The following is a 24,086-nucleotide window of genomic DNA, read 5'->3' as shown; positions in this document are numbered from 1 at the left end:
TATCGCTCTATTTTACTATTCTCTACTTTTTACAAAACAATATACACCATTGTAATCTACATATAATCCCATCAAAAAGAGAAGTTGTCGTTTCCAACTTCTCTTCCTCTTTACTTCATCTATAAAAATAAAATCAAATTCTTTATATCCTCTATATCCTCAGCGTGGGCCAACAATTTAGTTGGCTTTTTTTCACTTATTAGATGCGAGAACGTAAGTAGGCATCAATAAATGGATCAATCTCTCCATCCATAACTGCTTGTACGTTACCAACCTCCGTATTTGTACGGTGGTCTTTTACAAGAGAATACGGGTGGAATACGTAAGAACGGATTTGGCTACCCCATCCGATTTCTTTTTGTTCCCCGCGGATTTCATCTAATTGTGCCTGTTGCTCTTCTAGTTTCTTTTGATATAATTTCGCTTTTAACATCTTCATCGCATGCTCACGGTTTTTAATTTGAGAACGTTCCGACTGACACGTTACAACTGTATTTGTCGGTGTATGTGTAATACGAACTGCTGAATCTGTCGTATTAACGTGCTGTCCACCCGCTCCACTTGCGCGGTACGTATCAATTTTTAAATCTTCTGTACGTACTTCGATTTCAACTTCATCATTGAACTCTGGTACAACTTCACAAGATACGAACGACGTATGACGACGACCTGAAGAATCAAATGGTGAAATACGTACAAGACGATGTACACCTTTCTCTGCTTTTAAGTAACCGTAAGCGTTATGACCTTTAATTAATAAAGTTACACTCTTAATACCAGCTTCATCACCTGGTAAATAGTCAACCGTTTCTACTTTAAATCCACGTTTTTCAGCCCAACGTGTATACATACGTAATAACATAGAACCCCAGTCTTGTGACTCAGTTCCACCTGCACCTGGATGTAATTCTAAAATTGCATTATTTTTATCATAAGGATCACTTAATAGTAACTGAAGCTCATACTCATTCATTTCTTGAATTAAGCCTTTTACTTCTGACTCTAATTCCTCATGTAAATCTTCATCGTATTCTTCTTTTAAAAGCTCATGCGTTACTTCTAAATTTTCGAACGTTTCATCTAATTGACGGAAACTTCCAACCATATCTTTTAACGCATTCGCTTCATTAATTACAGCTTGCGCGCCTTGTTGGTCATCCCAAAATCCTGCGCTCATCATTTTTTCTTCTAATTCTGCAATTTGTTTCTCCTTAGTAGGAAGGTCAAAGAGACCCCCTAAAAGCCGCTAATCGCTTAGCCATTTTCTCTAATTCCTGTCTAATTTCTACTAATTCCATTTCCTTCACCTCTATGTAATTGCTGTTACTTTCGTATGAAAACAAGGGAAACTCTCTCCACTTATTACGGAGAGAGTTTAACCCTTCTTAATTATACATTTTTGATATAAAAGTTTGCAAAACAGCCAAAGCTACCGCCCTATATTACTGAACAATACCACAGCAGTTTTTATATTTTTTACCGCTACCACATTTACATAAATCGTTGCGGCCCACTTGGTCACCTTTTACAACTGGCTTTTTCTTCGCTTCTTCGCCGTCGCTAGATGGATGAACAGCTTCACCTTGAACAACTTCTTGACGTTCTAAGTTTTGTTCAATTTCAGCTTTCATAATGTAACGAGAAATTTCCTCTTCAATAGAAGCAACCATTGACTCGAACATCGCAAATCCTTCCATTTGGTACTCACGAAGTGGATCAATTTGACCGTAAGCACGTAAATGAATACCTTCACGAAGGTGATCCATCGCATCAATATGCTCCGTCCATTTTGTATCTACAACGCGGAATACAACAACTTTCTCAAACTCACGCATTTGCTCTTCTGGCATAAGCTTTTCTTTGTCATTGTAACGCTCTATTAATTTCGCGATAATCGGTTCGCTCATTTCCTCAGGAGCAAGGCGACGTAATTCTTCTTCTTTTATGTCTCCTTCTTGAAGAAGGTTTGTATTTAAGTAGTCAACAAGACCTTTAATGTTCCAATCCTCTTCAATTTCCTCTTGTGTATGAAGCGCAACAGCACGTTCTACTGTAGATTTCATCATACCTTCAATAATGCCACGTAAGTTTTCCGATTCCATTACTTCTTGACGTTGCTTATAAATAACTTCACGTTGCTGACGAAGTACATCATCGTATTGTAATAACTGCTTACGTGCATCATAGTTATTTCCTTCAACACGTTTTTGTGCAGACTCTACCGCACGAGAAACCATTTTACTTTCAATTGGCTGAGAATCATCCATACCAAGACGATCCATCATTGCTTTCATATTATCTGAACCAAATCGGCGCATTAATTCATCTTCCATCGATAAGTAGAACTGCGTCACACCAGGATCCCCTTGACGACCAGCACGACCACGTAACTGATTATCAATACGACGGCTTTCATGACGTTCTGTACCGATAACTGCTAGACCGAAGATTTTCACATCATCTCCAAGCTTAATATCTGTACCACGACCAGCCATATTCGTCGCAATCGTTACAGCACCTTTCATACCAGCTTCCGCAATAATATCTGCTTCACGTGCATGGTTTTTCGCATTTAAAATGTTATGACGTACACCTTTACGCGTTAACATTTTTGAAATAAGCTCTGAAGTTTCAATTGCAACTGTACCTACAAGAACAGGTTGCCCTTGTTTATGACGATTTACAATATCCTCAACAACAGCATTGAACTTACCTTCCATTGATTTAAAGATTAAATCAGCACGATCATCACGAATAATCGGTTTGTTTGTTGGAATTACAATAACGTTCATATTGTAAATGTTACGGAATTCCTCTTCCTCTGTTTTCGCTGTACCAGTCATACCAGATAATTTTTCATACATACGGAAGTAGTTCTGGAATGTAATTGTCGCAAGTGTCATACTTTCATTTTGAATTTCTACACCTTCTTTTGCTTCAATTGCTTGGTGTAATCCTTCGCTATAACGACGACCTTTCATAAGACGACCAGTGAATTGGTCTACAATTACGATTTCGCCTTCTTGTACAACATAATCTGTATCACGGTGCATAACAACGTGTGCACGAAGCCCCTGATTAATATGGTGAAGAAGTGCTACATGTTTTAAATCGAATAAGTTTTCAATATGGAAGGCTTTCTCTGCTTTCGTAATACCATCTTCTGTTAACATTACATTTTTCGTTTTCACATCAAATGAATACTCTTTTTCATTTTCTAACGTACGAACGAATGCATTTGCAAACATGTATAGCTCTGTTGATTTTTGAGCTTGTCCCGAAATAATAAGCGGCGTACGTGCTTCATCGACTAAAATAGAATCGACTTCATCGATAATAGCAAAATGAAGTGGACGTTGAACGCACTGCTCTTTATATAAAACCATGTTGTCACGTAAGTAATCGAATCCAAGCTCATTATTTGTGCTATACGTAATATCAGCAGCATAAGCCTCTTGTTTCTCTTCGCGTGACATACTATTTAAGTTAATTCCTACCGTTAAGCCAAGGAACTCATGAAGTTGTCCCATTTCGTTCGCATCACGTTGTGCTAAGTATTCATTGACTGTAACAACGTGAACACCTTTTCCTGTTAAAGCATTTAAATATACAGGTAATGTAGATGTTAACGTTTTACCTTCACCCGTTTTCATCTCAGAAATATTCCCTTCATGTAAGGCAATACCACCCATTAACTGTACGCCATATGGACGCATTCCAAGAACACGAGTTGCCGCCTCGCGAACAACTGCAAAAGCTTCCGGTAGTAGATCATCTACTGTTTCACCTTTTGTTAGACGTTCTTTAAATTCAAGCGTCTTTCCTTTTAATTGTTCATCAGTTAGTGGCTTAATAGATGACTCTAATGCATCAATTTGCTCAACTGTCTTTTGCATACGTTTAATTTGGCGTTGGTTTACATCAAACACCTTTTTTAAAATACCGATCATAGGAAATACGCTCCTCTTTTATTAAAATAAAACTTCCGATTGTTTTCTTTTTCTCTATTACAATCAGTCGTTGTAAAAATCAAATGTATGTTATGCCAATTTTTCTCCTAATTAAAAAAACTAAAATGTATATACCTAATGATAATTGTAACACTTGTCTTATAACTATGACAACAATCGGCCGAATGTCAGGCCTTATATTCAAAAAAAGTTTTCATTTCATTTGTTCCAACAAACTAATATGTCTTTTCTCTATCCCTCTATTGCAAATTTCGTATTAAATATCCCCCTCGTATATTAATATTTAAGCCCTATCTCAGGCTTAGTTTTTCTCTCTAATAAGAGTCCAGTAATAAAGAAAATACTTGGACGTCTCAAGATATTTCTAGATAATGGTCTTAGGATCATTTGGGACAATTCTGTATTCCCCTGTGGATTTACCACACGAAAAGAGTGTTTCTCAGTGAACGCGCGGGGCTCCCTACTCGCAGGCTGAGCAGCCTGATCCTCGAACCTAGATGTTAGTAGCTCTAGGGCGGCTTTCGATTCAGGACTAGCTCTTATACACGAGGTTGTTGGTCGGCGTACACACTAGAGATATCTCGAGACGTCCAAGCAATGATTCTAAATCGAAAGGAGGTCTCTTACGTGAGATTATTTGTTGGTCTAGATGTAAGTTCGTTTGATATGAAAGTTTGCTTTTTAAATGGTGAAGGAGAAAAGCTAGATTCTTTTTCAGTCAGTAATGACTTACCAGGTGCACAGGTACTTAAAGAACGATTATTACAGTGCACAACCAATCAAGAGGTTGAAACTTTAAAAATCGGCTTAGAATCTACATCTGTTTACAGTTTTCACCCATCCATGTTTCTCCATCATGACGAAGACTTAAAAAGATTTGGCACAAAGGTATTTCTTCTAAATCCAAAACAAGTCGCAAACTTCAAGAAAAGTTATTCAGACATGAATAAGACTGACGAAATTGATGCCTTTGTCATCGCTGATTATTTACGATTTGGGCGAAATCAAATGTCCATCGTGAAAGAAAGTCAATACGTGGCATTACAGCAATTAACAAGAGCTCGTTATCAACTCGTTAGAATGTTGACAAAGGAGAAACAACATTTTCTACAACACCTAAGTTATAAATGTAATACGTTCTCACAAGAAGTCGATTCTTCTATATTTGGTAACGCCATGATGGAATTGTTCCTTGAAAAATTCAGTCTAGAAGAGCTAGCTGACATGCCTTTAGAGGAACTCGCTGAGTTCCTACAGGAAAAGAGTAAAAATCGATTTGGTGACCCGAAATGTGTCGCATCAACCATTCAAAAGGCTGTTCGCACGTCGTACCGTTTAGATAAGGTGGTAGAAGACTCAATCGATATTCTTTTAGGAACATCAATCGAAATCATTCGTACCTATCAAAGACAAATTAAAGAACTAGAAAAATCTATTAAGCGGATCATGGCTGGATTAACGCAAACATTAGAATCCATTCCTGGAATCGGGCCTATATATGCCGCTGGTATTATCGCTGAAATTGGCCAAATCGAAAGATTTGACGATGAAACCAAAATCGCAAAATATGCCGGGTTATATTGGCGTACATACCAGTCTGGCCGGTTCACCGCTGAAAATACTTCATTATCTCGTAATGGGAATCATTACTTGCGGTATTACTTAGTTGAAGCCGCCAACTCTGTAAGAAAGCATGTATTGGAATACCAAGAATATTACGCAAAAAAGTATAATGAAGTACCAAAACATCAACACAAACGTGCACTCGTTCTAACCGCAAGAAAATTTGTGCGATTGGTGGATGCGCTACTACGTAATCACCAACTCTTTACGCCTGAAAGGTGTGTGAAAGTGTGACATAAAACTTGTCATCGCTACCTTTCAATCAATTCCAGTATTTTACATGCGGTGCTGGTCTAGTTTCGTGATGTCTTTTTTAAGCAATTTGTCCTTTGATAACTTCAAAATATATTATTTTTCAGTTGACATACTACCGCAGGTCTTTAAAAGAGGATAATCGAAGGAAATCTATTAGTTTTAAATGAACAATTACAAAAAGTCGGAAATTCCGCAAGTGCAGCATCCATAGATACTTACACCTGCGAAACAACTCCGACTTTAAAAGATATTATTATGTTGCAAGATCTACTCAACCACAGCAAAAAACACCCTTAAAATATATCTGTATCAATCATGAATTTTATTAATTTATTGGTATTTCTAATTCATGATATTTCCCTTTCTGATCCTTCATAAAAGAAATGAATTTCACCTTAGTTGATTCATTTGAAAAGTTTTTATAATTCTTACCAGGGTCATCTCCTATAAAATAATTTGCCCCAATATATCCTCGTACCGTTTTACCAGCAGGTATTACAGGCTCAAACTGATATTGTTTAGGTAACTCCATTGCATACGGAATTAAATTATAAAACTCTCCTATTTTAGAATAAAACATTGTATTAGAAATAGACTTGTTACTAAGCAAATTAATATCCCGATTCGTTGTATTTGTAATATCTAAAGGTAACACATACGTCACTACTTCACGGTCTTCATAAGGATCATAAACTTTTGTAGGATCAAGAGGATCAAGTGCATGAAACGTAATTCCTTGTCCATCTTCAAAATTTCTATCAGATAAAAACTCACCATTTACCACTTTATAAGATTCATTCTTTAGATTTAATGTTTTAAATCTAAAGAAACTAGCAAATATACATAGCAACAGACACAATCCAATGATTATTAAGACATGATTTCTTGTCACTCTTAATCTACCAACTTTCCATTATTAACATGTACAATGCGATCTACTATTTCATTATCTAGAACATGCACATCATGACTAGCTACTATAATAGTCGTTCCTTTAGATTTTTCTACTTTCAAAATATCCAAAACATCTTTTATTCCATCACTATCTAAAGCATTAGTTGGCTCGTCTAATAACAATAATTTTGGTTGTTCCATTAAAGCTTGCGCTATCCCTAAACGTTGCTTCATACCTAAAGAGTATCTTTTATACTTTCTCTTATCTGTTTTATCAAGTCCAACCCTTTGAATAATATTATAAATTTCCTCATCAGAGATTTTATTGTTAATCGATGATAAAAACTTCAAGTTCTGAAAACCAGTATACCCCGGAATAAAACTTGGATATTCAATCAATATCCCCATAGAATCAGGAAATTGCTTTTGTTTTCCAATCATTTCATTATCTACATAAACAACTCCAGAATTTAAACGCATTAATCCTGATATAGCACGTAAAATCATTGTTTTACCAGAACCATTATGCCCCTTCAAAACTAAAAACTCTCCTTTTTTTACTGACAAACTAATATTATCTAACACAATATTTCCCTTTAATCTTTTCGTCATACATTCACATTTAATATAATTGTCCATAAATTATTCACCTATCACATCTAGTTTTTTCAAACAAAAACTACCTAACAAAATCATTACAACAACAATTACTACTCCGATTAAAAGTAACTCATGCCATTGAATAGATTGATTATTACCTAAAGTCAATTGCATTGAACTGTGATCAACAAAATACCAACGATTTGGCATAACAAAAGAACCTAAAAAATAAATACTATGAAAGAAAATAGACAAAAATAGGTACATCAACATCAGTATAAAAACAATAGTTATTGGTATATAAAGCGTTAAAAACTCAAAAATTAAAGCTAATAAAAAGCTGATAATTATTTGAATTAGCATAGTACCTACTATCTTATAAGAAAATTGACTATATACATTTGAAAAAGAATGCCCGCCAAAAGTAAGCAAATAATAAACAGTAAACCAAATCAAATACATAACAATCCAAATACTAATTATGTAAAAAAACAAAGATAGTATTTTCGTTAACCAAAGAAAATGCTTCTTCTTAACACGAGGAAATAAATAAACACCATTCTGCTGAATATCTGAAAAAGCAAACTTCCCTACTAGCAACAAAGGAACGATTTGAAAAAATATCCAATAAAAAGGAATAGAAAATCGCCCTTCCTTATAAAAATAAGATAAATCCACAAAGTCTACTCCATGAAAAAATCGATAAAAGGTAACATCCACCAATACAGGTTCTTTACCATTACTAAGAGGCTGATTGTATAAAAAAGTAACTACAATCATAGCGTAAATTAAGAATAAAAAAGCCATTATCTTGATGGAATCTCTAAACCTTACATGTAAATCTCTTTTTAACAAATGATATAAAATCATAATGTAAACTAGATCACCTCTGTCTCATCATTCATAGCAATATAACTTTTTTTAGATAAAATCCATACACTTATAAAAAAGATAAAAAAACATCCAAATAAGCGTATAAGTAAACCAGTAGCATCTTCAAAAACATTTATATAAAAAGCATTTGTAAATAAAAATCCATGTAATATAAATCTATCTAATAAAACAGCAGTAATCATACATATTATTACAAGTAAACTAGGTAAAAATAATTGCAATACAGCACTTATCATGCATATAAAAATATTCGCAAATAATTGAATGCAAAATAACAATTCATAATTTACAGAAACACTATTTACAGCCATCATATTTGACATCAAAAATAACTGTAAAATCATACTCCCAGCGAAAAAACAAACAAAAATGAATAGTTTCAAATAATATATAGAAACTAATTTCAATGCATTATTTACTCGAGAAACTACATAAATACTAAAAAAATTCGACATAGAATATACAGAAAAAACGATGGTTAAAGGAATAAATATAGTCGACAAATTATAAAACGACATAACCTTATACAAGGTTTCCAATTCGTTCATTTTCTCTTTTATAATTCCAGGTTCAAAATAATTGAACAAACAACCAATGATACTAACATTAAGTAAAAAAAGAATACTTAACCAAACGTACTTCATCCTTATAGTTTCTTTCATTACATTATAAAAGAACATGCTTCCTACTCCCCCGTAAATAAAGAACTACAGAACAAAACCAAATACATAACAAGACACTAAGAAAAATTTGTAATTCAAAAAAGCCGAAATCTTTAATTACATAATCTTTAGGATTGAGAATCCCTTTTCCAATACCAAGCCAAAAAATATGTAAAACAAATGGAACTAAATAAATAAAATAAACTCGTTTTATAAAAAATGAAACTGATAAAGCCAAACTCGAAAAAACCGCACCGTATAAACCATTTAAAAATACATACATTAGAAAATATAAAGTAGGGTACTCATAATAAACTGTATTAAATTGAGCTGTTGGTGAGACAGTAGCAGCCATATAATTTAATATTGGATGCGGAGCGACTGTTGGATAAGTCATTGCATATAAATAAAAATTAAGTAACTACTCAGCCACCTTTCGGTGTCTTTTTTAAATTTTACTAGTTTCATATGCCTCCCATTTGTAAATACTGAGTATATCAAACAGGGGAGGTGAATCTTATGGTCGATCGAAAAATTATTTTAGATACATATAAAAAAGGACCTGAAGCTGTTATTTCTTTATTTGAAGAAACATTTTCTAAGTTAGAAAAACGTATACAAGAACTAGAAAATGCTTCAAAAAAAAACTCCAAAAATAGTCATAAGCCACCTTCTACAGATGGTTTGGGTAAGCCCGTTACAAAAAGTTTGCGCAAACCGTCTCATCGTCAAACGGGTGGCCAGTTGGGCCACAAGGGACATACTCTTGGTTTGACAGCGACTCCAGATCATACGATTACACATTCTCCTACATATTGTACTTGTTGTCATACTTCCTTGAACCACGAGCCTGTAAAAGGGTATCGCATTCGCCAAGTGTATGACTTACCACCTATTCAGATCGAAGTGACAGAACATAAAGTAGAACAGAAAGAATGCCCACATTGCCATTCTATCCAAGAAGCCCAATTTCCTTCGACAGTATCTCGTCCTGTTCAATATGGTCCAAATATAAAAAGACTGATTCCCTATTTAACGCATTATCAATGCATTTCTTTGAAGCGAACAAAAGAATTCTTTCAGGATTGTTTTGGACATTCTATAAGCGAAGGAACCCTGGTAAATCATACACAGGCTTTCGCTTCTCAATTGCAGCCATTCATAAAAGAAGTAAAGGAAAAGATTCTGCAGTCTCCTGTTGTCCATTTTGATGAAACTGGTATGCGTGTAGAAAACAAAACACAATGGTTACATACTGCCAGTACACCGGAGGTGACATTGCAACATATTCATCAAAAACGTGGAAAAGAAGCAATGGATGCTGGAGAAATCTTGCCATCTTTTTCTGGAATTGCGATGCATGATGGTTGGAAATCGTATGATGCGTATACAGATTGTCGTCACGTTTTATGTAATGCCCATCTCTTACGAGATTTACAAGGAATTATAGATAGTACTGGAGAACAATGGGCACAACAGATGCAGAAATTTCTAACGCAAGCGTTGACGATGAAAAAGCAATCCGAAGGTACCATGCCAAAAGCGACGCAAAAGAATCTGTTTATTATGTATCAATCCATATTGAAAGAACAACAGATTCTTTCCACGAAACAAAAGAAGAAAGGAAAGCAGACGCCTTCTCAAAATTTATGGAATCGCTTCGTCAAGTATTCTGACAGAATTCTAGCGTTTTTAGAACATCCAGCCATTCCATTTGATAACAATCAAGCAGAACGGGATATTCGGATGACGAAAGTAAAACAGAAAGTGTCTGGGACTTTCCGAAGTAAGAAAGGCGCAGAATCTTTTTGTCAGATACGAAGCTTTATGAGTACCATGAAAAAACAAAAACAATCGGTCTTACAAGCGATAAACCAAGTCATAGAAACTAGAACGGTTCCTTGGAATAACACGACTTCATAAGAGAATTTCTCTATTTGGCATAGATTCTTTCTCTGATTGGAGTATTTTCTTTTCATGTTTTCGAATCGGAAACATGTATTTGGCCTGTTTTTTTATTTGAAGAAGCTGAGTAGTTACAAAATTAAATAGTAAAGGGAAACTTATAATAAAAAAAGATACACTAAAGTTAATAAAATAAAGTAGCTTAAAATAATAACCTGTTCCCATTTTAGAAATAACAGGATAAATAAATCCATAATTTTTATCAATTCTATAGATCCCTGCTACAGCCATTGCGGAAAGCATAGGAAATATAAGTAGATAAAACTCACTATAAAATGACAATCTATTAAAATGTAAAATATTAGATAAATATGGGGATACCTTTATAATCCCAGCATCGTTAAATCCTTTAGTTGTCACAAACATAGCAATATATTGAGCAGTAACAATTATTAACATAATAAATAAAGACAACCAAAACATCCTACCTTTTAAAATCCTTCCTAAAAAGTAACTCATCTACAGCTCCTCCATAAACCATTAATTAAATTTAAACCTTTTTTAATATGAACAATTGATCTGCAACACCATAACATTTATTTTCTTTATTTAACCAGATGTAACGAAAAGCAACATTTGCTCTCTCTCCTTCAAATTTAGGAAACTCAACTTCATACTGATAAACATCATTTGTACCTTTTCTTTTTACACTCTTAACTTCTTGTTTCCACTCAATTACTTTCCCATCAGTTTGTTCAATCCGTCCCAAAAGATACGTTGGTTTTTTCTTATTCGTAACACCCGATAAAAACACATAATAATTTTCTGGTATAACTCCTGACTTTAAATTTTTATCTGAAAGCCTATCTTCTATTGCAATATCATTTCTATCTATTTGACCTTGAAAGAAATCATTACCATTTTTATTCCCCGAAAATACTTGTTCATAAATAGTATTTTTCTTAATTTCTTGCAACTGAATACTTTTCAAATTATATTTTTCCGTTAAAGTATCTTCAATATTTACAATAGGTTCATCTACTTTCTTTTGACAAGAAACTAAGAAACTAATACTCAATATAAAACAACAGAATACAATATATTTTAAAATAAGTTTCATTACAGCTCCTCCTATTTTTAAAATGAAATAGCAGGAAAAGTCGTATAATCTAGATTTGAAACTATACGACTTTTTCTAGCACTATAAAATAAATAATTTTAATTTATAATTTCTAAATCAATATTCAGTGTAAGGTCCACTAGGTCTTACACTATCAGGACTCCAAGCAGTAGGATAAGCATTATTTTCTCTAGAATAACCACCAAATCTAACCGGAACATTTTTCCCATAGCTTTCTACCGCATGATTCATGAAAAGATAAGTTTTATATGGTTTCACTTCTCCTTCATGCTTACCTGAAACATTTACCCAATCTCTATCACCTTTACCTTTATTTTTATCCGCTTCTGTCCAAACGTTAAAAGAACCACGGCCCTTCTCACTACTCTTCACACGCATATACATAGAAGTAGGGTTCTCTTTAGGACGTGCATTAGTAAAATCATATGCACTCCAAAGTCTAAAGGTAAATTCTACATGATCATCCCTTGTGTTAGCCTTAGTATTAGCCTTAGCCGGTTCGGTTAAAGCAAAAGTACTAGCTAAAATACCTAACGATAAAACAGATCCAAACATAAAACGACTTTTTTCTTAATGCTCACTAAAAGCACCTCCGATAATTTGTAGCATTATATTGATTTTATTTTTTTACTAAAGAAACAAAGTGAATCTATATAATGCAATTTAAAGATAACAAAAGCAAAATACACTATCAATTGATTCCAGAAAACTTAATATTTTATTTACAATTATAAAATATTGTTAAATTAAACAAAATTAGTATACTCCTAACAAGTACATACTTATGGAGATAATCACATTCAAAATCTCAATACAAAAAAGCGCAGCCTCATTCGGCTGCGCTTTTGAATTATTATTTAGTTTCGATTAAACCATATTTCCCATCTTTACGGCCGTATACAACATTAGTTTCATTTGTATCAGCATTTGTGAAGACGAAGAAATTATGTCCTAGCATATCCATTTGTAGAATCGCTTCTTCAACGTCCATCGGTTTTAAATCGAATCGTTTTGTACGTACAAGTTCTAATTCATCCTCTTCTACCTCATCCATAACAGCTACTGCTTCTGGAAGGATAAAGTTTGTTTTCATAGAACCTTTCTCACGTAACTTACGATTTACTTTTGTTTTATGTTTACGAATTTGTCGCTCAATTTTATCAACTACTAAATCGATAGCAGCGTACATATCGCTATTAGTTTCTTCTGCACGAAGTAATAAATCAGTAAATGGTATTGTTACCTCGACACGTTGCTTGTCAGAGTATACTTTTAAATTAACTTTAATCTCTGGGAATGTATCAAAATAACGTTCTAACTTACTTAGTTTTTTCTCTACATATTCCTTTAATGCTGGAGTTACTTCAATATTTTCACCACGAATGTTGAATTTCATAGATGAATTCCTCCTTTCAAGCCTATGTACTATAATTTCGACACTGGCTTAAAAACTCCTTCTAACTTTTTTAAAAAAATTAGTGGAATTGCGATTTTTTTATCGTTTTTTGTTGAAATGAAAAGATGCATCGTTTCTATCTTTATTTTATCCTATTAACATCGTGAATAACGAATATAACTGTGGCCAATTCGTTACAGAAAAGAAACAACTTTTTGACAACTTACCCTATAACAAAAAACCCCTTGCGAAAAACAAGAGGTTCTACCATATATATAACGTTGCCACAAATGCAGCTTTCTCTTCCCAAAAACAATATTCCTACAGTTTTACAACATTAGCTGCTTGTGGTCCACGTGCTCCATCTACAATGTCAAACTCTACTTGTTGCCCTTCTTCTAATGACTTATACCCATCTTGTTGAATAGCAGAAAAATGGACAAATACATCGTCACCATCTTCGCGCTCAATAAATCCAAATCCCTTTTCTGCATTGAACCATTTCACTCGTCCTTGCATGTTCATTCCATTCCCTTCACTCTAAAAATCAGGGCATTCGCCCCATATTTTGACTATAACGAATGACAACATATGAAGTCAAAGAAGACTTATCGCCTTTTTATTATCCCTTTCGACACTGCCATATTAACTTCTACAAAGTGTCAAACTAGATACTTCCCTTGCCCCTCTTTCATATAACAAACTTCCGATTTGCCTAACTGTAATTCCTGTCGTATACACGTCATCAACGAGTAAAATATGTTGCCCACAAAACATCTCTTCTCCCTGAAAATAAAAAGGATTGCTTCCTGACATCCTTTCTTTACGCGTCTTCTTACTTTGCTTTTCTGTTTCTCGCCGTCTTAAGGAAAAATCAGAAATACGGACAGGCAAACAAGTTGCTAATAACTCCGCTTGATTAAAGCCACGTTCAACTTCCCTTTCCTTACTAAGCGGAACAGCGATAACGGTTGAAACATCAGCAAAATACTTTTGAAATAAACTTCGAAAAGGACGATAAAAAATGCGCACTAACTCTGCATCACCCCGAAACTTAAACTGTGCTACTATTTCTTTCATCTCATTATCGTACATGTATAACGAACGGTTTTTAAAAGGACGATACTTCTCCTCATTCATCCACCTTATACAATCTATGCAAATACCGTCTTCTTGAAATGAGGCAGGAACAAATTCTAAAGGTCGGCCGCACTCCATGCAAATTTCTCCTATAATATAGGAAAGTTTCTGCTCACATCTATCACATATATATTTTCTATGACACTTTACAAAAAAAGTGTACCAACTAACCTTTTCTACAAAACACTCATCACAAAGTAAACAATGCATTAATCGATCAATCCTTGTTCTTTGGCATTTTTATTCATACCTTGAATATGTTTTTTCGCGCGCACCATCGCCTCTGTCTTACCATAGTGAAAATAAATGACCTCTCCATACGGTGCTTCAAAGCTCCGCCCTGCTCGGCCCGCAATTTGTACGAGTGCACTTTCTGAGAATATTTCTTCTTCAGCCCCTAAAACCGCTACTTGCAAATTTTTCACCGTTACGCCTCGCTCTAAAATTGTCGTTGTAACTAATAATGGGATTTCTCCTTTTCTGAAAGCCGCTACTTTTTCTTTTCTCCCCGGATCTTCTGCATGTACACCTTCAATTCGCTTGTTTAATGATTTTAACAACAGGCTTATCTCTTCTATATATCGCACATGGGGGACAAATAAAAAAATAGGATGTTTTTTATTTAAGTATGTTTGTAACCACTGTAGTAAAACTCGAGGAATTCTTTTATGAATGAGGCTTTTTTTCCAATTCCCGCACCAACAAAATAAAGGAACTGGTAAAGGATGACGGTGATATCGTCCAGAAACAATAACACCTTTTTGTTCACCTTTTCTAAATTTTCGCTTCCACGTTTCATCTGGAGTCGCAGTTAAATAAATACGCGCCGCCCTTTCTTTCATCGCTTGTTTTACCGCGTACTGTAACATTTGATCTGCACAATATGGAAAAGCATCTATCTCATCTACAACCATGACATGAAACGCCCTATAATAACGCAATAATTGATGCGTGGTCGCAACGACTAATACTGCATCTTTTTCTTTATCCACACTCCCTCCATATAAAGCCGCTACCTTTATATATGGAAATACTTCTTGTAATCTCGGTGCTAATTCCAGAACAACATCCGTTCTCGGCGTTGCGATACAAACTCTTTCTCCTTTTTGAAGCGCTTCGTTAATACCGTAAAACAACATCTCTGTTTTCCCAGCCCCGCATACAGCCCAAATAAAAAATGATTCTTTTTGCTTAATAGCCTCTACAACACCTTGTGCCGCCAAATTCTGACCAGTAGACAACTTCCCGTTCCACTGTAACAAGTTTAATTTCTTTTCTCTCTTTCTTTCAGCAATCCCGCGAACAAGTACAGCACATTCACTTACCCTCCCCATCGTTATACACTTCCGGCAATATGTGCACACTTTACTGCACCTTCTACATAAAAACGACGCAAATAGCCGCTGATCTACATTTCCGCAGCGTTGGCACATATTATATTTAGAATTCTTCTTTTTTACACCTTGTACACATATGACCTCTCCCTTCCTTTTCAAATCATTTAATTCCCTCTGTAAATCTGAAGAAAGTTCGTCTAATAGCAACTGTTTCCCCGCCAGCATCAACAATCACCTCCAGCACTACTATAAACCCTTCTTCAAATCCCGTAAAAACTCAAAAAAGCCGATAACCTACTTATAAAATAGTAAGCTATCGACTTTATACACGTTTTTTATTCTTTTATAGATCCTAGAATCGACCGTAACCTAAGAAATGTTTTTGGTTATATGAGCTGTTAATATCACCGTACGCAATTCCTTTATCACTAGCATGGATCATTTGGCCATTACCAACGTAAATACCGATGTGAGATGGACCATCTTTATAAGTGTTTTGGAAGAACACTAAGTCTCCCGGCTGTGGACTACTTATTTTAGAAACTGAGTTCCAGTAACCCCTAACATCTTGACGACCTACACCAAAAATGTAAGAAATGAATCCACTACAATCAAAACCACCGTTTGATGGAGATGCACTTCCCCAAACATATGGCTTACCCAAATATTGCTTAGCTTTACCAATTACGCCAGTATCCGGTGGAGTTGGTGCTGGGTTTTGCTCTGGTGTTTTCTTTTCTGCTTTAGGTGCCTCTTTTTTAGGTTCTTCCTTTTTAGGTTCTTCTTTTTTAGGCTCTTCTTTTTGAGCTTGTCCACCATTGTTTGCTGGTGCAGCTTGCTCTGCAGGTGCTTGTGCTGGCTGAGCTTGCGCAGCTTTAGCAGCTTGCTCTGCTTGTTTTTGAGCAGCAGCTTCTTGTGCAGCTTTTGCTTGTGCTTCTTCTTCTGCAATACGTTGTAATTGTAACGCTTGTTTCTCAAGCTCTTTTAATTGGCTTTCCGTACTTGTCATTGTAGTTACAACTGTATCCATTTTACCACTTAAATCGTTTACCGCTGTTGCTTTTTTCTCTTTTTCAGCGTCAAGTTCTTTCTTAGCAGTTTCAATTTGAGCTTGTGCTTCTTTTAATTCTTTTTGTTTCTCTTTTACCGTTGCAACATCTTTTTTCACACTAGCTTGATCTTCTTGCTGTGTTTTCATGATATCTTCATCAGACTCAAGAATTTTAGAAACAGAAGTTAAACGATCAACTAAATCTGCAACGTTTTTAGAGTTTACAAGAACTTCTGTTACAACGTTCGTATTTGGTTGTTCTTGAAGTGCAACTAAACGCTTTCTTAATAACTCTTCACGTTTTGCAATCTTTGTTTGTAATTCTGCAATATCTTTATTTTTCTTTTCAATCAATTGCTCAGTATCAGAAACTTTTTTCGTTGTTTCATCAAGTTTTGCAGCATTCTCTTGAACAGACTTATCTAAACCTTGAATTGTTTTGTTTAAGTCATTCATTTGTTTTTGTAATTCATCACGTTCTTGTTGTTGTTTATGTAAAGTGTCATTTTGTGTATTAATTTGTGATTTCACGTCAGAAATTTTATCTTCTGCAAATACATTTGGTGTTAGTCCTGAAAACATTAACCCTGCAACTAATGCGCAAGATGCCATTTTTAGCTTTTTCATTTTATTTTTTACACCGCTTTCTTTTTTCTTTTTCCGTATATAACCTATAAAATTTATACCATAATTCGGGATTTTTTTTGCTAATGTTACGTTTTTGTAAAACAAATGTAATATTATTTGTAGCTCTAGCGCAAAATTCGTATATTTTTGTATGTATGTGTAGAAATTTATATACTTTTCTCACTTCTGTGAACAAAGAAAAAACGTAAGGAATCCCTTACGTTTTATTAAATATACGAATACAAATGAAATGCTACTTCATCCATTTCTCAGCCCAATTTTGGACCTCATCCATAACACTTTCTAACGCTTTTCCCTTGTCAGTTAAGCCATACTCGATTCGAACTGGTACTTCTGGATAAACATTACGAACTACAATGCCCTCGCTTTCCAATTCCTTCAAACGCTCTGACAACATACGATCGCTCATATTTGGGATAATATCTGCGATTTCTCTAAAACGTTTCGACTCTTCAAGCAAAGATTTAATAATTAAGCCAGTCCATTTCTTACTAAGCAAAGTAAAAGCTGACTCAAACTTTGGACATAAACAAGAATTATGCTCCATATGTTTCACCTCTCTTCTATTATAATATAGTTTCTTGTAAAAAGTAAGTTATAAAACTTTCCTCATTATTTTATTTTACGTACATTTTACCATTTCCAAATATTAACTTGTCAACTAAACGTAACATACCCGTAAAAAAACCCTCTTAAAAAGAGAGCTTTTTATATCTTTATTACTTCGTATACCATCCAAGACCTAATGCACCTTCACCTAAGTGCGTACCAATTACAGCTCCAAAATAACCTGTACGAATTGTGACGTGAGGATATTTTGCTTCTAATTCTTTCTTCCATTCATTCGCTTCCTCTTCACGTTGCGCATGAATGATAACTGCTTCCATAGGTACACCTTTACTTGCTTGCTCATCAAAAATTTCAATGATACGTTTTAATGCTTTTTTACGTGTACGAATCTTTTCAAACGGAATAATGATTTTATCTCTAAAATATAAAACTGGCTTCACTTGTAACAGACTGCCGATGAAAGCTTGCGCGCTATTTAATCGACCACCACGTTGCAAATGATGTAAATCATCAACTACAAAATAGGCGTCCATCGTTTTCTTCATTTCATCAAAACGAGCGATAATCTCTTTTGGATTCTTTCCTTCACTTGCTAACTTTGCACCTTCACGCACATAAAATCCTTGTACTTCACAACTAATTTCAGAGTCATACGTATATACATCAATACCCTCTACCATCTGTCCAGCTGTTGTTGATGTTTGATATGTACCACTAATTCCACTTGATAGGTGAATACTAATAACTGCATCATAATCTTTAGCTAGTTCTTCATATAGCTCAACAAACTTTCCGATTGCTGGTTGAGAAGTTTTTGGAAGTTCCTCTTGTTCACGTACTTTCACATAAAAATCATCTGCTGAAATTTCAGCTTCTTCTTGATAAGATTCTGTTCCAAACACAACGTTTAATGGAATCATATATATATTGAGTTCATCACGAATTTGCTTCGGTATATATGCTGTACTATCAGTAACAATAGCTATTTTCATTTTCGTACCTGCCTTATAAAAAGTTTTATTTCCTAATTTTACACGAAAACTACAAATGGTGCATCCATACAGGGAAATGCCGGTTGAAATTATACTCACCATCTCGACAAATTACAACAAAAAGATAAAATAATCACCAAAAACTTCAACGTATTTAGAAAAAATGTTTGAATATAAAAAGGCTCGCTTTTAAAATGGAAAGTACTAGTCATTTTGATAGATAGGGGCGTATACAAGTGCTATTACAATATTTAACAATCAAAGACTACGGCGAACACGAAATCGTCATTCAAAAATCAAGATTTATTTGTTATATTAGCCGAGCAACGACTGAGGAAGAGGCTCAAGAATTTATACAAAAAATAAAAAAACAACATTGGAATGCAACACATAATTGTTCCGCTTATTTAATTGGCGAACAAGATCATATTCAAAAAGCAAATGATGACGGCGAGCCTAGCGGTACAGCTGGCGTACCAATGCTAGAAGTACTTAAAAAACGTGGACTAAAAGATACCGTTGTTGTCGTAACACGCTATTTTGGTGGCATTAAACTTGGCGCAGGTGGATTAATTCGTGCATATGGAAAGTGTACAAGCGAAGGCATTAATCATGTCGGTGTTGTCCAGCGAAAACTAATGCGTGTGATGCAAACCGAGATTGATTACACATTACTTGGCAAAGTGGAAAATGAATTACGCAATTCAAAATATGCCATTAAAGATATACATTATCTAGAAAATGTCACATTTGATACGTATGTTGAAGAAGACGGCAAACAAGCCTTTACAGATTGGATGATTGAATTAACAAACGGGAAATGTACAATTACAGAAGGAGATATGTTGTACTTAGAACAAGATGTTATCTAAGCATAACTCTTTTATCACCTTTAAAGATTAATGTAGTGAATTACTTCCCTACAAATGAACTAACGAACTAAGGAGATTATATATGGAAGAACGTTATTATCATCTCCAAAATAGCAGAATAAAAAAGAAACGAAGAAGGAAACTTTTCTTCTTCCTTATTTTCGCATTTTTATTTGGCAGTATAGGAGTTTATGTGTTAAATTCTTACTCTTCTCTTATGGGGATGTATAGTGGTTTTACTCGTGAAAAATCGGATTTAAGAAACAAAGATGTAGAAATTACAAAGGAACCTTTTACAATTCTCATTATGGGTATAGAAGATTATGCGACAGACGGTCAAAATGGTCGTACAGACTCATTAATGTTTGCAACAGTCAACCCGAAAACGCAAAAGATTTCACTTATGAGTATTCCTCGTGATTCTCGAGTTACAATTGTTGGTAAAAATAAAGAAGACAAAATTAACGCTGCCCATGCTTACGGCGGAGAAGAAATGGCAATCAAAACTGTCGAAGGCTTTCTAAAAGTTCCTGTAGACCATTATCTTAAAATTGATTTCCAAGGCTTTAAAGGTATCGTTGATGCTGTTGGCGGTGTTACTGTTGACGTACCCTTCGATTTCTGGGAGCGCTCTGACGTGGATTACTACAAAAAAATTCAATTTAAGCAAGGACAGCAAAACTTAAACGGTGAAGAAGCACTTGCTTACGTCCGTATGCGAAAGCAAGATCCAAATGGCGATTATGGTCGAGCTGCTAGACAAAGACAATTACTGGCCGCTGTTGCTCATAAACTAAACTCCACATCTACTGTATTTAAAATTAAAGATTTAACGGCTGTCGTTGGAAAATATATAAAAACCGACATTCCTATTTCAGACGGACTTGCTCTTTACAATAAAATTTCTGGATTTGATCCTTCTACAATGCAAACGTTAAAGCTTGAAGGCGAAGACAAAAAGATAGGCGGTATTTATTACTTCCTTCCAGATCCAATCAGTGTAGAAACGGTGCGTAACGAAATTGAAAAAGAATTAGGAGAAAAAGCAAAAAATCCAACTACAAAAAACAACTCAAATCCTGATTCAAATTCAAGTTCTAACGAACAAACAAAAAAAGAAACAAACCAAAATAAAACACCAACTGATCCGCCACCTTCTACAAATGCTCATGCAGAGTGGATTATGCGCAATCAGCCATAACAAAAAGGCCCAATCTATCCGATTGGGCCTTTTTTATTTACTTATTAAAGTGTTGTAAAATTGCTTCTACAATACGCTCTGATGCACGACCATCACCGTAAGGATTAGATGCTTTCGCCATCTTATCATGAGCTTCTTTATCTGATAACAACTCATCAGCAAGACCAAAGATTGTCTCTTCGTCTGTTCCTGCTAATTTCAGCGTACCTGCTTCAATACCTTCAGGGCGCTCTGTTGTATCACGAAGAACAAGAACTGGTACCCCAAGTGATGGAGCTTCTTCTTGTACACCACCAGAATCCGTTAACATTAAGTATGAACGAGCTGCAACATTGTGGAAATCAATTACATCTAGCGGCTCAATTAAATGAATACGGTTATGTTCACCTAAAATTTCATTTGCTATTTCACGAACAACAGGGTTCATATGAACAGGGTACACAACTTGTACATCTTCATGCTTATCAACAAGACGCTTAATTGCACGGAACATATTACGCATCGGTTCACCTAAGTTTTCACGACGGTGAGCTGTCATAAGTACAAGACGATCATTTCCAAGTTTCTCTAGTACAGGATGACTATATGTTTCTTTTACAGTCGTTTGTAGCGCGTCAATCGCTGTATTTCCTGTGATGAAAATACGTGACTCATCTTTATTTTCCTTCTGTAAGTTCGTTGCTGATTTTGCTGTTGGTGAGAAATGAAGATCCGCCATTACACCTGTTAATTGACGATTCATCTCTTCTGGGTATGGAGAATACTTATCCCACGTACGAAGGCCCGCCTCAACATGACCTACTGGAATTTGATTATAAAAAGCAGCTAAGCTTGCAATAAATGTTGTTGTTGTATCACCATGTACAAGTACAATATCCGGCTTCGCTTCTTTCATTACTTTATCCAAACCTTCTAAGCCACGCGTTGTAACATCAATTAAAGTTTGGCGGTCTTTCATGATATTTAAATCGAAATCTGGCGTAATTCCAAAGATACTTAATACTTGGTCTAACATTTGGCGATGTTGTGCTGTTACAGTCACAATCGATTCAATTTTTTCTGGGTGTTTTTGCAACTCTAATACAAGAGGTGCCATTTTAATTGCTTCTGGACGTGTCCCGAAAATTGTCATTACTTTTAAACGTTCAGTCATGTGATTGCCTCTTTTCTTTCACTAATTACAGCTTCTATTATGACATATAAAAATATGTATGAGTACATCCCTTTTTAACGCATAACAGAAACTTTTCTATTACAAATACTTTTTCTTCCCACCGAGTAATAATCTATCTTTTGTTTCTTAACATCTTCATCAGTATAACAATTTCTCCCATCAAATAAAATAGGCTCCCTCATAAGTTGTACGTACTTTTCTAACGGATAAGTTTGAATATCTTCCCATTCTGTTACGATAAAAACCGCACTCGCATCTCTAATCGATTCATCTATACATCTACTATATTGTATAGCATCTCCAAATATATTTTTCACATATTGAATTGCTTTTGGGTCGTAAAGAACAATATCTGCACCTATATTAATTAATGCTTCTATTATAATAAGAGATGATGCCTCTCTAATATCATCCGTATTCGGTTTAAAGGATGCGCCAAGAACTGCAATCCGCTTTTTATTCATGTTCATGACTTTTTTCGCTTTTTCAATCAATAGCAGTTGTTGCTTATTATTTACTTCAATAACCGCTTTTAACAAACGAAAATCATGAGCAACATTTCCCGCAATTTGCACCAGCGCTTTCGTATCTTTTGGAAAACATGATCCCCCGTATCCAATACCTGCATTTAAAAAAGATGCACCGATCCTCTTATCCATTCCCATCCCTTTAGCAACATCCAATACATTTGCGCCTACCTTCTCACATATATTTGAAATTTCATTAATGAAACTAATCTTTGTAGCTAAAAAGGCATTCGACGCGTATTTAATCATCTCTGCACTTTTAATATCTGTAACATACGTTTCTAAGCGTAATTCGCTATACAAACTCTTTACTCTTCTTGCTACTTCCTCACTATCTGCTCCAATTACAATACGATCTCCATGAAAGAAATCATAAATACCTGAACCTTCACGCAAAAACTCTGGATTCGATACGATATGTAATGTATATCTCCCCTTTAACTCCTCCTCAATCCATCCTTTCATTACATCATTTGTACCTACTGGAACTGTACTTTTCGTAACAACAATAATATCGTTCGTCGCATATACTCCAATATCATTACAAGCACTCTGAATATATGTTAAATCCGCCGTCCCATCTAATAAAGGTGGTGTTCCAACTGCAATAAATATAAACTCTACATCCTCAAACGCCTCTTCTTTATTTGATGTGAAAGTTAAAGCATTATTCTCATATGCATGATTTATTAATTCATGTAATCTAACCTCATAAATAGGTAAATCCCCTTGTTTTATCCGTTCAATTTTCTCATCATCTATATCAAAACATGTAACTGAATGCCCCAACTTTGCCAGTCCTACTCCTGTAATCAATCCAACATATCCAGTACCTACTATCGTAATTTTCATTTCCTTTTCGCACAGGAATATACAATAGAAAAGATATGAAATATAGAATTCTCCCTGCGCTTCCCCCTCTCACATTAAAAATGAGAAAACTCTTTTCCTTTTTCATTATATGAATTACTTCCCTCATTCTTTTTAAAGTTTTTGTAAAATTAAATGCACTATAATATAAAGTGAAACTTTAATCAGTGGGGCTTTTACGGGCAGTTGATCCCCACCTAACTTCTTTGCTTCGCTGAATTTTGAGGTGGGGGTCTTACTGCCCGTTAATGCGGGATAAAGTAAAACTTTAATTAGTAGGAATGGGGCTACTAGTTGACGCGAGATAAATTCCCACATTTTAACATGAAACTTACTCATTTCTACGTGTAACACTTATAATAC

At 34.9% G+C, this 24,086-nt stretch carries 21 protein-coding genes and 2 pseudogenes; 4 read left to right on the top strand and 19 right to left on the bottom strand.

Annotated features, from left to right (window positions below; all coding sequences use genetic code 11):
• Positions 1-199: 199 nt before the first annotated feature.
• Both prfB and secA read right to left on the bottom strand, forming a co-directional pair.
• Positions 200-1,298, bottom strand: a protein-coding gene (gene prfB, locus MHI28_RS19825) for a peptide chain release factor 2 (RefSeq protein ID WP_097807990.1) whose coding sequence is annotated in 2 segments (ribosomal slippage) — positions 200-1,225 and positions 1,227-1,298 — 1,098 coding nt in all. Because the reading frame shifts where the segments join, the coding sequence is not laid out codon by codon here.
• A gap of 144 nt (positions 1,299-1,442) precedes the next feature.
• A complete protein-coding gene (gene secA, locus MHI28_RS19820) occupies positions 1,443-3,950 on the bottom strand; it encodes a preprotein translocase subunit SecA (protein ID WP_000579373.1) in 2,508 nt (835 codons plus the stop codon).
• A gap of 648 nt (positions 3,951-4,598) precedes the next feature.
• Between secA and MHI28_RS19815 the strand changes: the two genes are divergently transcribed.
• Complete coding sequence (locus MHI28_RS19815) at positions 4,599-5,828, top strand: IS110 family transposase (protein ID WP_100909797.1); 1,230 nt, start codon at positions 4,599-4,601, stop codon at positions 5,826-5,828.
• A gap of 346 nt (positions 5,829-6,174) precedes the next feature.
• On the opposite strand, the gene MHI28_RS19810 is transcribed toward MHI28_RS19815, so the two are convergent.
• From MHI28_RS19810 to MHI28_RS19790, 5 genes and pseudogenes are all read right to left on the bottom strand, one after another.
• Complete coding sequence (locus MHI28_RS19810; RefSeq protein WP_033669790.1) at positions 6,175-6,702, bottom strand: hypothetical protein; 528 nt, start codon at positions 6,700-6,702, stop codon at positions 6,175-6,177.
• Positions 6,703-6,743: 41 nt separating this feature from the next.
• Entirely contained in the window at positions 6,744-7,382 is a 639-nt protein-coding gene (locus MHI28_RS19805; protein WP_000371031.1) for an ATP-binding cassette domain-containing protein, read from the bottom strand.
• 3 nt (positions 7,383-7,385) lie between these two features.
• Positions 7,386-8,150 (bottom strand): hypothetical protein, encoded by a 765-nt coding sequence (locus MHI28_RS19800; protein ID WP_002162977.1) that lies wholly within the window; start codon positions 8,148-8,150, stop codon positions 7,386-7,388.
• Between the two features lie 71 nt (positions 8,151-8,221).
• Positions 8,222-8,917: a hypothetical protein gene (locus tag MHI28_RS19795; protein WP_000466501.1), complete on the bottom strand. Its 696-nt coding sequence runs from the start codon at positions 8,915-8,917 to the stop codon at positions 8,222-8,224.
• Positions 8,904-9,320 (bottom strand): annotated as a pseudogene (locus MHI28_RS19790) (hypothetical protein); the annotation flags it as partial. The pseudogene MHI28_RS19790 and the gene MHI28_RS19795, both read right to left, overlap by 14 nt.
• 98 nt (positions 9,321-9,418) lie before the next feature.
• Between MHI28_RS19790 and tnpC the strand changes: the two are divergent.
• Positions 9,419-10,822: an IS66 family transposase gene (gene tnpC, locus MHI28_RS19785; RefSeq protein ID WP_100910632.1), complete on the top strand. Its 1,404-nt coding sequence runs from the start codon at positions 9,419-9,421 to the stop codon at positions 10,820-10,822.
• A 117-nt stretch (positions 10,823-10,939) separates the two neighbouring features.
• On the opposite strand, the pseudogene MHI28_RS19780 reads toward tnpC, so the two are convergent.
• From MHI28_RS19780 to MHI28_RS19735, 10 genes and pseudogenes are all read right to left on the bottom strand, one after another.
• Positions 10,940-11,323 (bottom strand): annotated as a pseudogene (locus MHI28_RS19780) (hypothetical protein); the annotation flags it as partial.
• Between the two features lie 31 nt (positions 11,324-11,354).
• Positions 11,355-11,924 carry a hypothetical protein gene (locus tag MHI28_RS19775; protein WP_000767072.1) on the bottom strand — a complete coding sequence of 190 codons (570 nt, stop codon included), beginning with the start codon at positions 11,922-11,924 and terminating at the stop codon, positions 11,355-11,357.
• 117 nt (positions 11,925-12,041) lie between these two features.
• The gene (locus MHI28_RS19770; protein WP_000468072.1) at positions 12,042-12,500 is read right to left on the bottom strand and encodes a hypothetical protein; all 459 of its coding nucleotides are present in this window, start codon (positions 12,498-12,500) and stop codon (positions 12,042-12,044) included.
• 298 nt (positions 12,501-12,798) lie between these two features.
• Positions 12,799-13,341 carry a ribosome hibernation-promoting factor, HPF/YfiA family gene (gene hpf, locus MHI28_RS19765; RefSeq protein ID WP_000671187.1) on the bottom strand — a complete coding sequence of 181 codons (543 nt, stop codon included), beginning with the start codon at positions 13,339-13,341 and terminating at the stop codon, positions 12,799-12,801.
• A 321-nt stretch (positions 13,342-13,662) separates the two neighbouring features.
• Entirely contained in the window at positions 13,663-13,860 is a 198-nt protein-coding gene (cspC, locus tag MHI28_RS19760) for a cold shock protein CspC (protein WP_001990088.1), read from the bottom strand.
• 126 nt (positions 13,861-13,986) lie between these two features.
• Positions 13,987-14,691 (bottom strand): ComF family protein, encoded by a 705-nt coding sequence (locus MHI28_RS19755; protein WP_044783038.1) that lies wholly within the window; start codon positions 14,689-14,691, stop codon positions 13,987-13,989.
• Positions 14,691-16,043: an ATP-dependent helicase ComFA gene (comFA, locus tag MHI28_RS19750; protein WP_002162976.1), complete on the bottom strand. Its 1,353-nt coding sequence runs from the start codon at positions 16,041-16,043 to the stop codon at positions 14,691-14,693. The genes MHI28_RS19755 and comFA overlap by 1 nt, the downstream gene beginning before the upstream one ends.
• A gap of 127 nt (positions 16,044-16,170) precedes the next feature.
• Positions 16,171-17,601 (bottom strand): C40 family peptidase, encoded by a 1,431-nt coding sequence (locus MHI28_RS19745; protein ID WP_000499488.1) that lies wholly within the window; start codon positions 17,599-17,601, stop codon positions 16,171-16,173.
• A 148-nt stretch (positions 17,602-17,749) separates the two neighbouring features.
• Positions 17,750-18,064, bottom strand: a complete 315-nt coding sequence (locus tag MHI28_RS19740; RefSeq protein WP_000400857.1) for a winged helix-turn-helix transcriptional regulator — start codon at positions 18,062-18,064, stop codon at positions 17,750-17,752.
• 172 nt (positions 18,065-18,236) lie between these two features.
• Complete coding sequence (locus MHI28_RS19735; RefSeq protein ID WP_000684725.1) at positions 18,237-19,079, bottom strand: DegV family protein; 843 nt, start codon at positions 19,077-19,079, stop codon at positions 18,237-18,239.
• A gap of 236 nt (positions 19,080-19,315) precedes the next feature.
• On the opposite strand from MHI28_RS19735, the gene MHI28_RS19730 reads away from it, so the two are divergent.
• Both MHI28_RS19730 and MHI28_RS19725 read left to right on the top strand, forming a co-directional pair.
• On the top strand, positions 19,316-19,951 hold the full coding sequence (locus MHI28_RS19730; protein WP_000926669.1) for a YigZ family protein: 636 nt from the start codon (positions 19,316-19,318) through the stop codon (positions 19,949-19,951).
• An 82-nt stretch (positions 19,952-20,033) separates the two neighbouring features.
• Entirely contained in the window at positions 20,034-21,152 is a 1,119-nt protein-coding gene (locus MHI28_RS19725; protein WP_000392802.1) for an LCP family protein, read from the top strand.
• A gap of 37 nt (positions 21,153-21,189) precedes the next feature.
• Here the strand turns inward: MHI28_RS19725 and wecB are convergent, their stop codons facing one another.
• Together wecB and MHI28_RS19715 are read right to left on the bottom strand one after the other, a co-directional pair.
• A complete protein-coding gene (gene wecB, locus MHI28_RS19720; protein ID WP_000140145.1) occupies positions 21,190-22,305 on the bottom strand; it encodes a non-hydrolyzing UDP-N-acetylglucosamine 2-epimerase in 1,116 nt (371 codons plus the stop codon).
• 74 nt (positions 22,306-22,379) lie between these two features.
• Positions 22,380-23,705, bottom strand: coding sequence for a UDP-glucose dehydrogenase family protein (locus MHI28_RS19715; protein WP_000704926.1), 1,326 nt, complete (start codon positions 23,703-23,705; stop codon positions 22,380-22,382).
• Between the last annotated feature and the right edge of the window lie 381 nt (positions 23,706-24,086).

This window comes from Bacillus sp. FSL K6-0268 (assembly GCF_038005425.1).
GTDB classification, from domain to species: domain Bacteria; phylum Bacillota; class Bacilli; order Bacillales; family Bacillaceae_G; genus Bacillus_A; species Bacillus_A thuringiensis_S.
The sequence above is the reverse complement of the archived record's forward strand: the minus strand, read 5'-3'. Positions and strand labels throughout refer to the sequence as shown.

Bases quoted from the DNA above. Each gene is read 5' to 3' on its own strand.
- MHI28_RS19795 (WP_000466501.1), bottom strand. From the start codon at position 8,917: ATGTTCTTTTATAATGTAATGAAAGAAACTATAAGGATGAAGTACGTT.
- MHI28_RS19715 (WP_000704926.1), bottom strand. From the start codon at position 23,705: ATGAAAATTACGATAGTAGGTACTGGATATGTTGGATTGATTACAGGA.
- MHI28_RS19740 (WP_000400857.1), bottom strand. From the start codon at position 18,064: ATGGAGCATAATTCTTGTTTATGTCCAAAGTTTGAGTCAGCTTTTACT.
- comFA (WP_002162976.1), bottom strand. From the start codon at position 16,043: ATGCTGGCGGGGAAACAGTTGCTATTAGACGAACTTTCTTCAGATTTA.
- secA (WP_000579373.1), bottom strand. From the start codon at position 3,950: ATGATCGGTATTTTAAAAAAGGTGTTTGATGTAAACCAACGCCAAATT.
- MHI28_RS19735 (WP_000684725.1), bottom strand. From the start codon at position 19,079: ATGAAAATAGCTATTGTTACTGATAGTACAGCATATATACCGAAGCAA.
- MHI28_RS19725 (WP_000392802.1), top strand. From the start codon at position 20,034: ATGGAAGAACGTTATTATCATCTCCAAAATAGCAGAATAAAAAAGAAA.
- MHI28_RS19770 (WP_000468072.1), bottom strand. From the start codon at position 12,500: ATGTTTGGATCTGTTTTATCGTTAGGTATTTTAGCTAGTACTTTTGCT.
- MHI28_RS19800 (WP_002162977.1), bottom strand. From the start codon at position 8,150: ATGGCTTTTTTATTCTTAATTTACGCTATGATTGTAGTTACTTTTTTA.
- MHI28_RS19775 (WP_000767072.1), bottom strand. From the start codon at position 11,924: ATGAAACTTATTTTAAAATATATTGTATTCTGTTGTTTTATATTGAGT.
- hpf (WP_000671187.1), bottom strand. From the start codon at position 13,341: ATGAAATTCAACATTCGTGGTGAAAATATTGAAGTAACTCCAGCATTA.
- wecB (WP_000140145.1), bottom strand. From the start codon at position 22,305: ATGACTGAACGTTTAAAAGTAATGACAATTTTCGGGACACGTCCAGAA.
- MHI28_RS19755 (WP_044783038.1), bottom strand. From the start codon at position 14,691: ATGCATTGTTTACTTTGTGATGAGTGTTTTGTAGAAAAGGTTAGTTGG.
- tnpC (WP_100910632.1), top strand. From the start codon at position 9,419: ATGGTCGATCGAAAAATTATTTTAGATACATATAAAAAAGGACCTGAA.
- MHI28_RS19805 (WP_000371031.1), bottom strand. From the start codon at position 7,382: ATGGACAATTATATTAAATGTGAATGTATGACGAAAAGATTAAAGGGA.
- cspC (WP_001990088.1), bottom strand. From the start codon at position 13,860: ATGCAAGGACGAGTGAAATGGTTCAATGCAGAAAAGGGATTTGGATTT.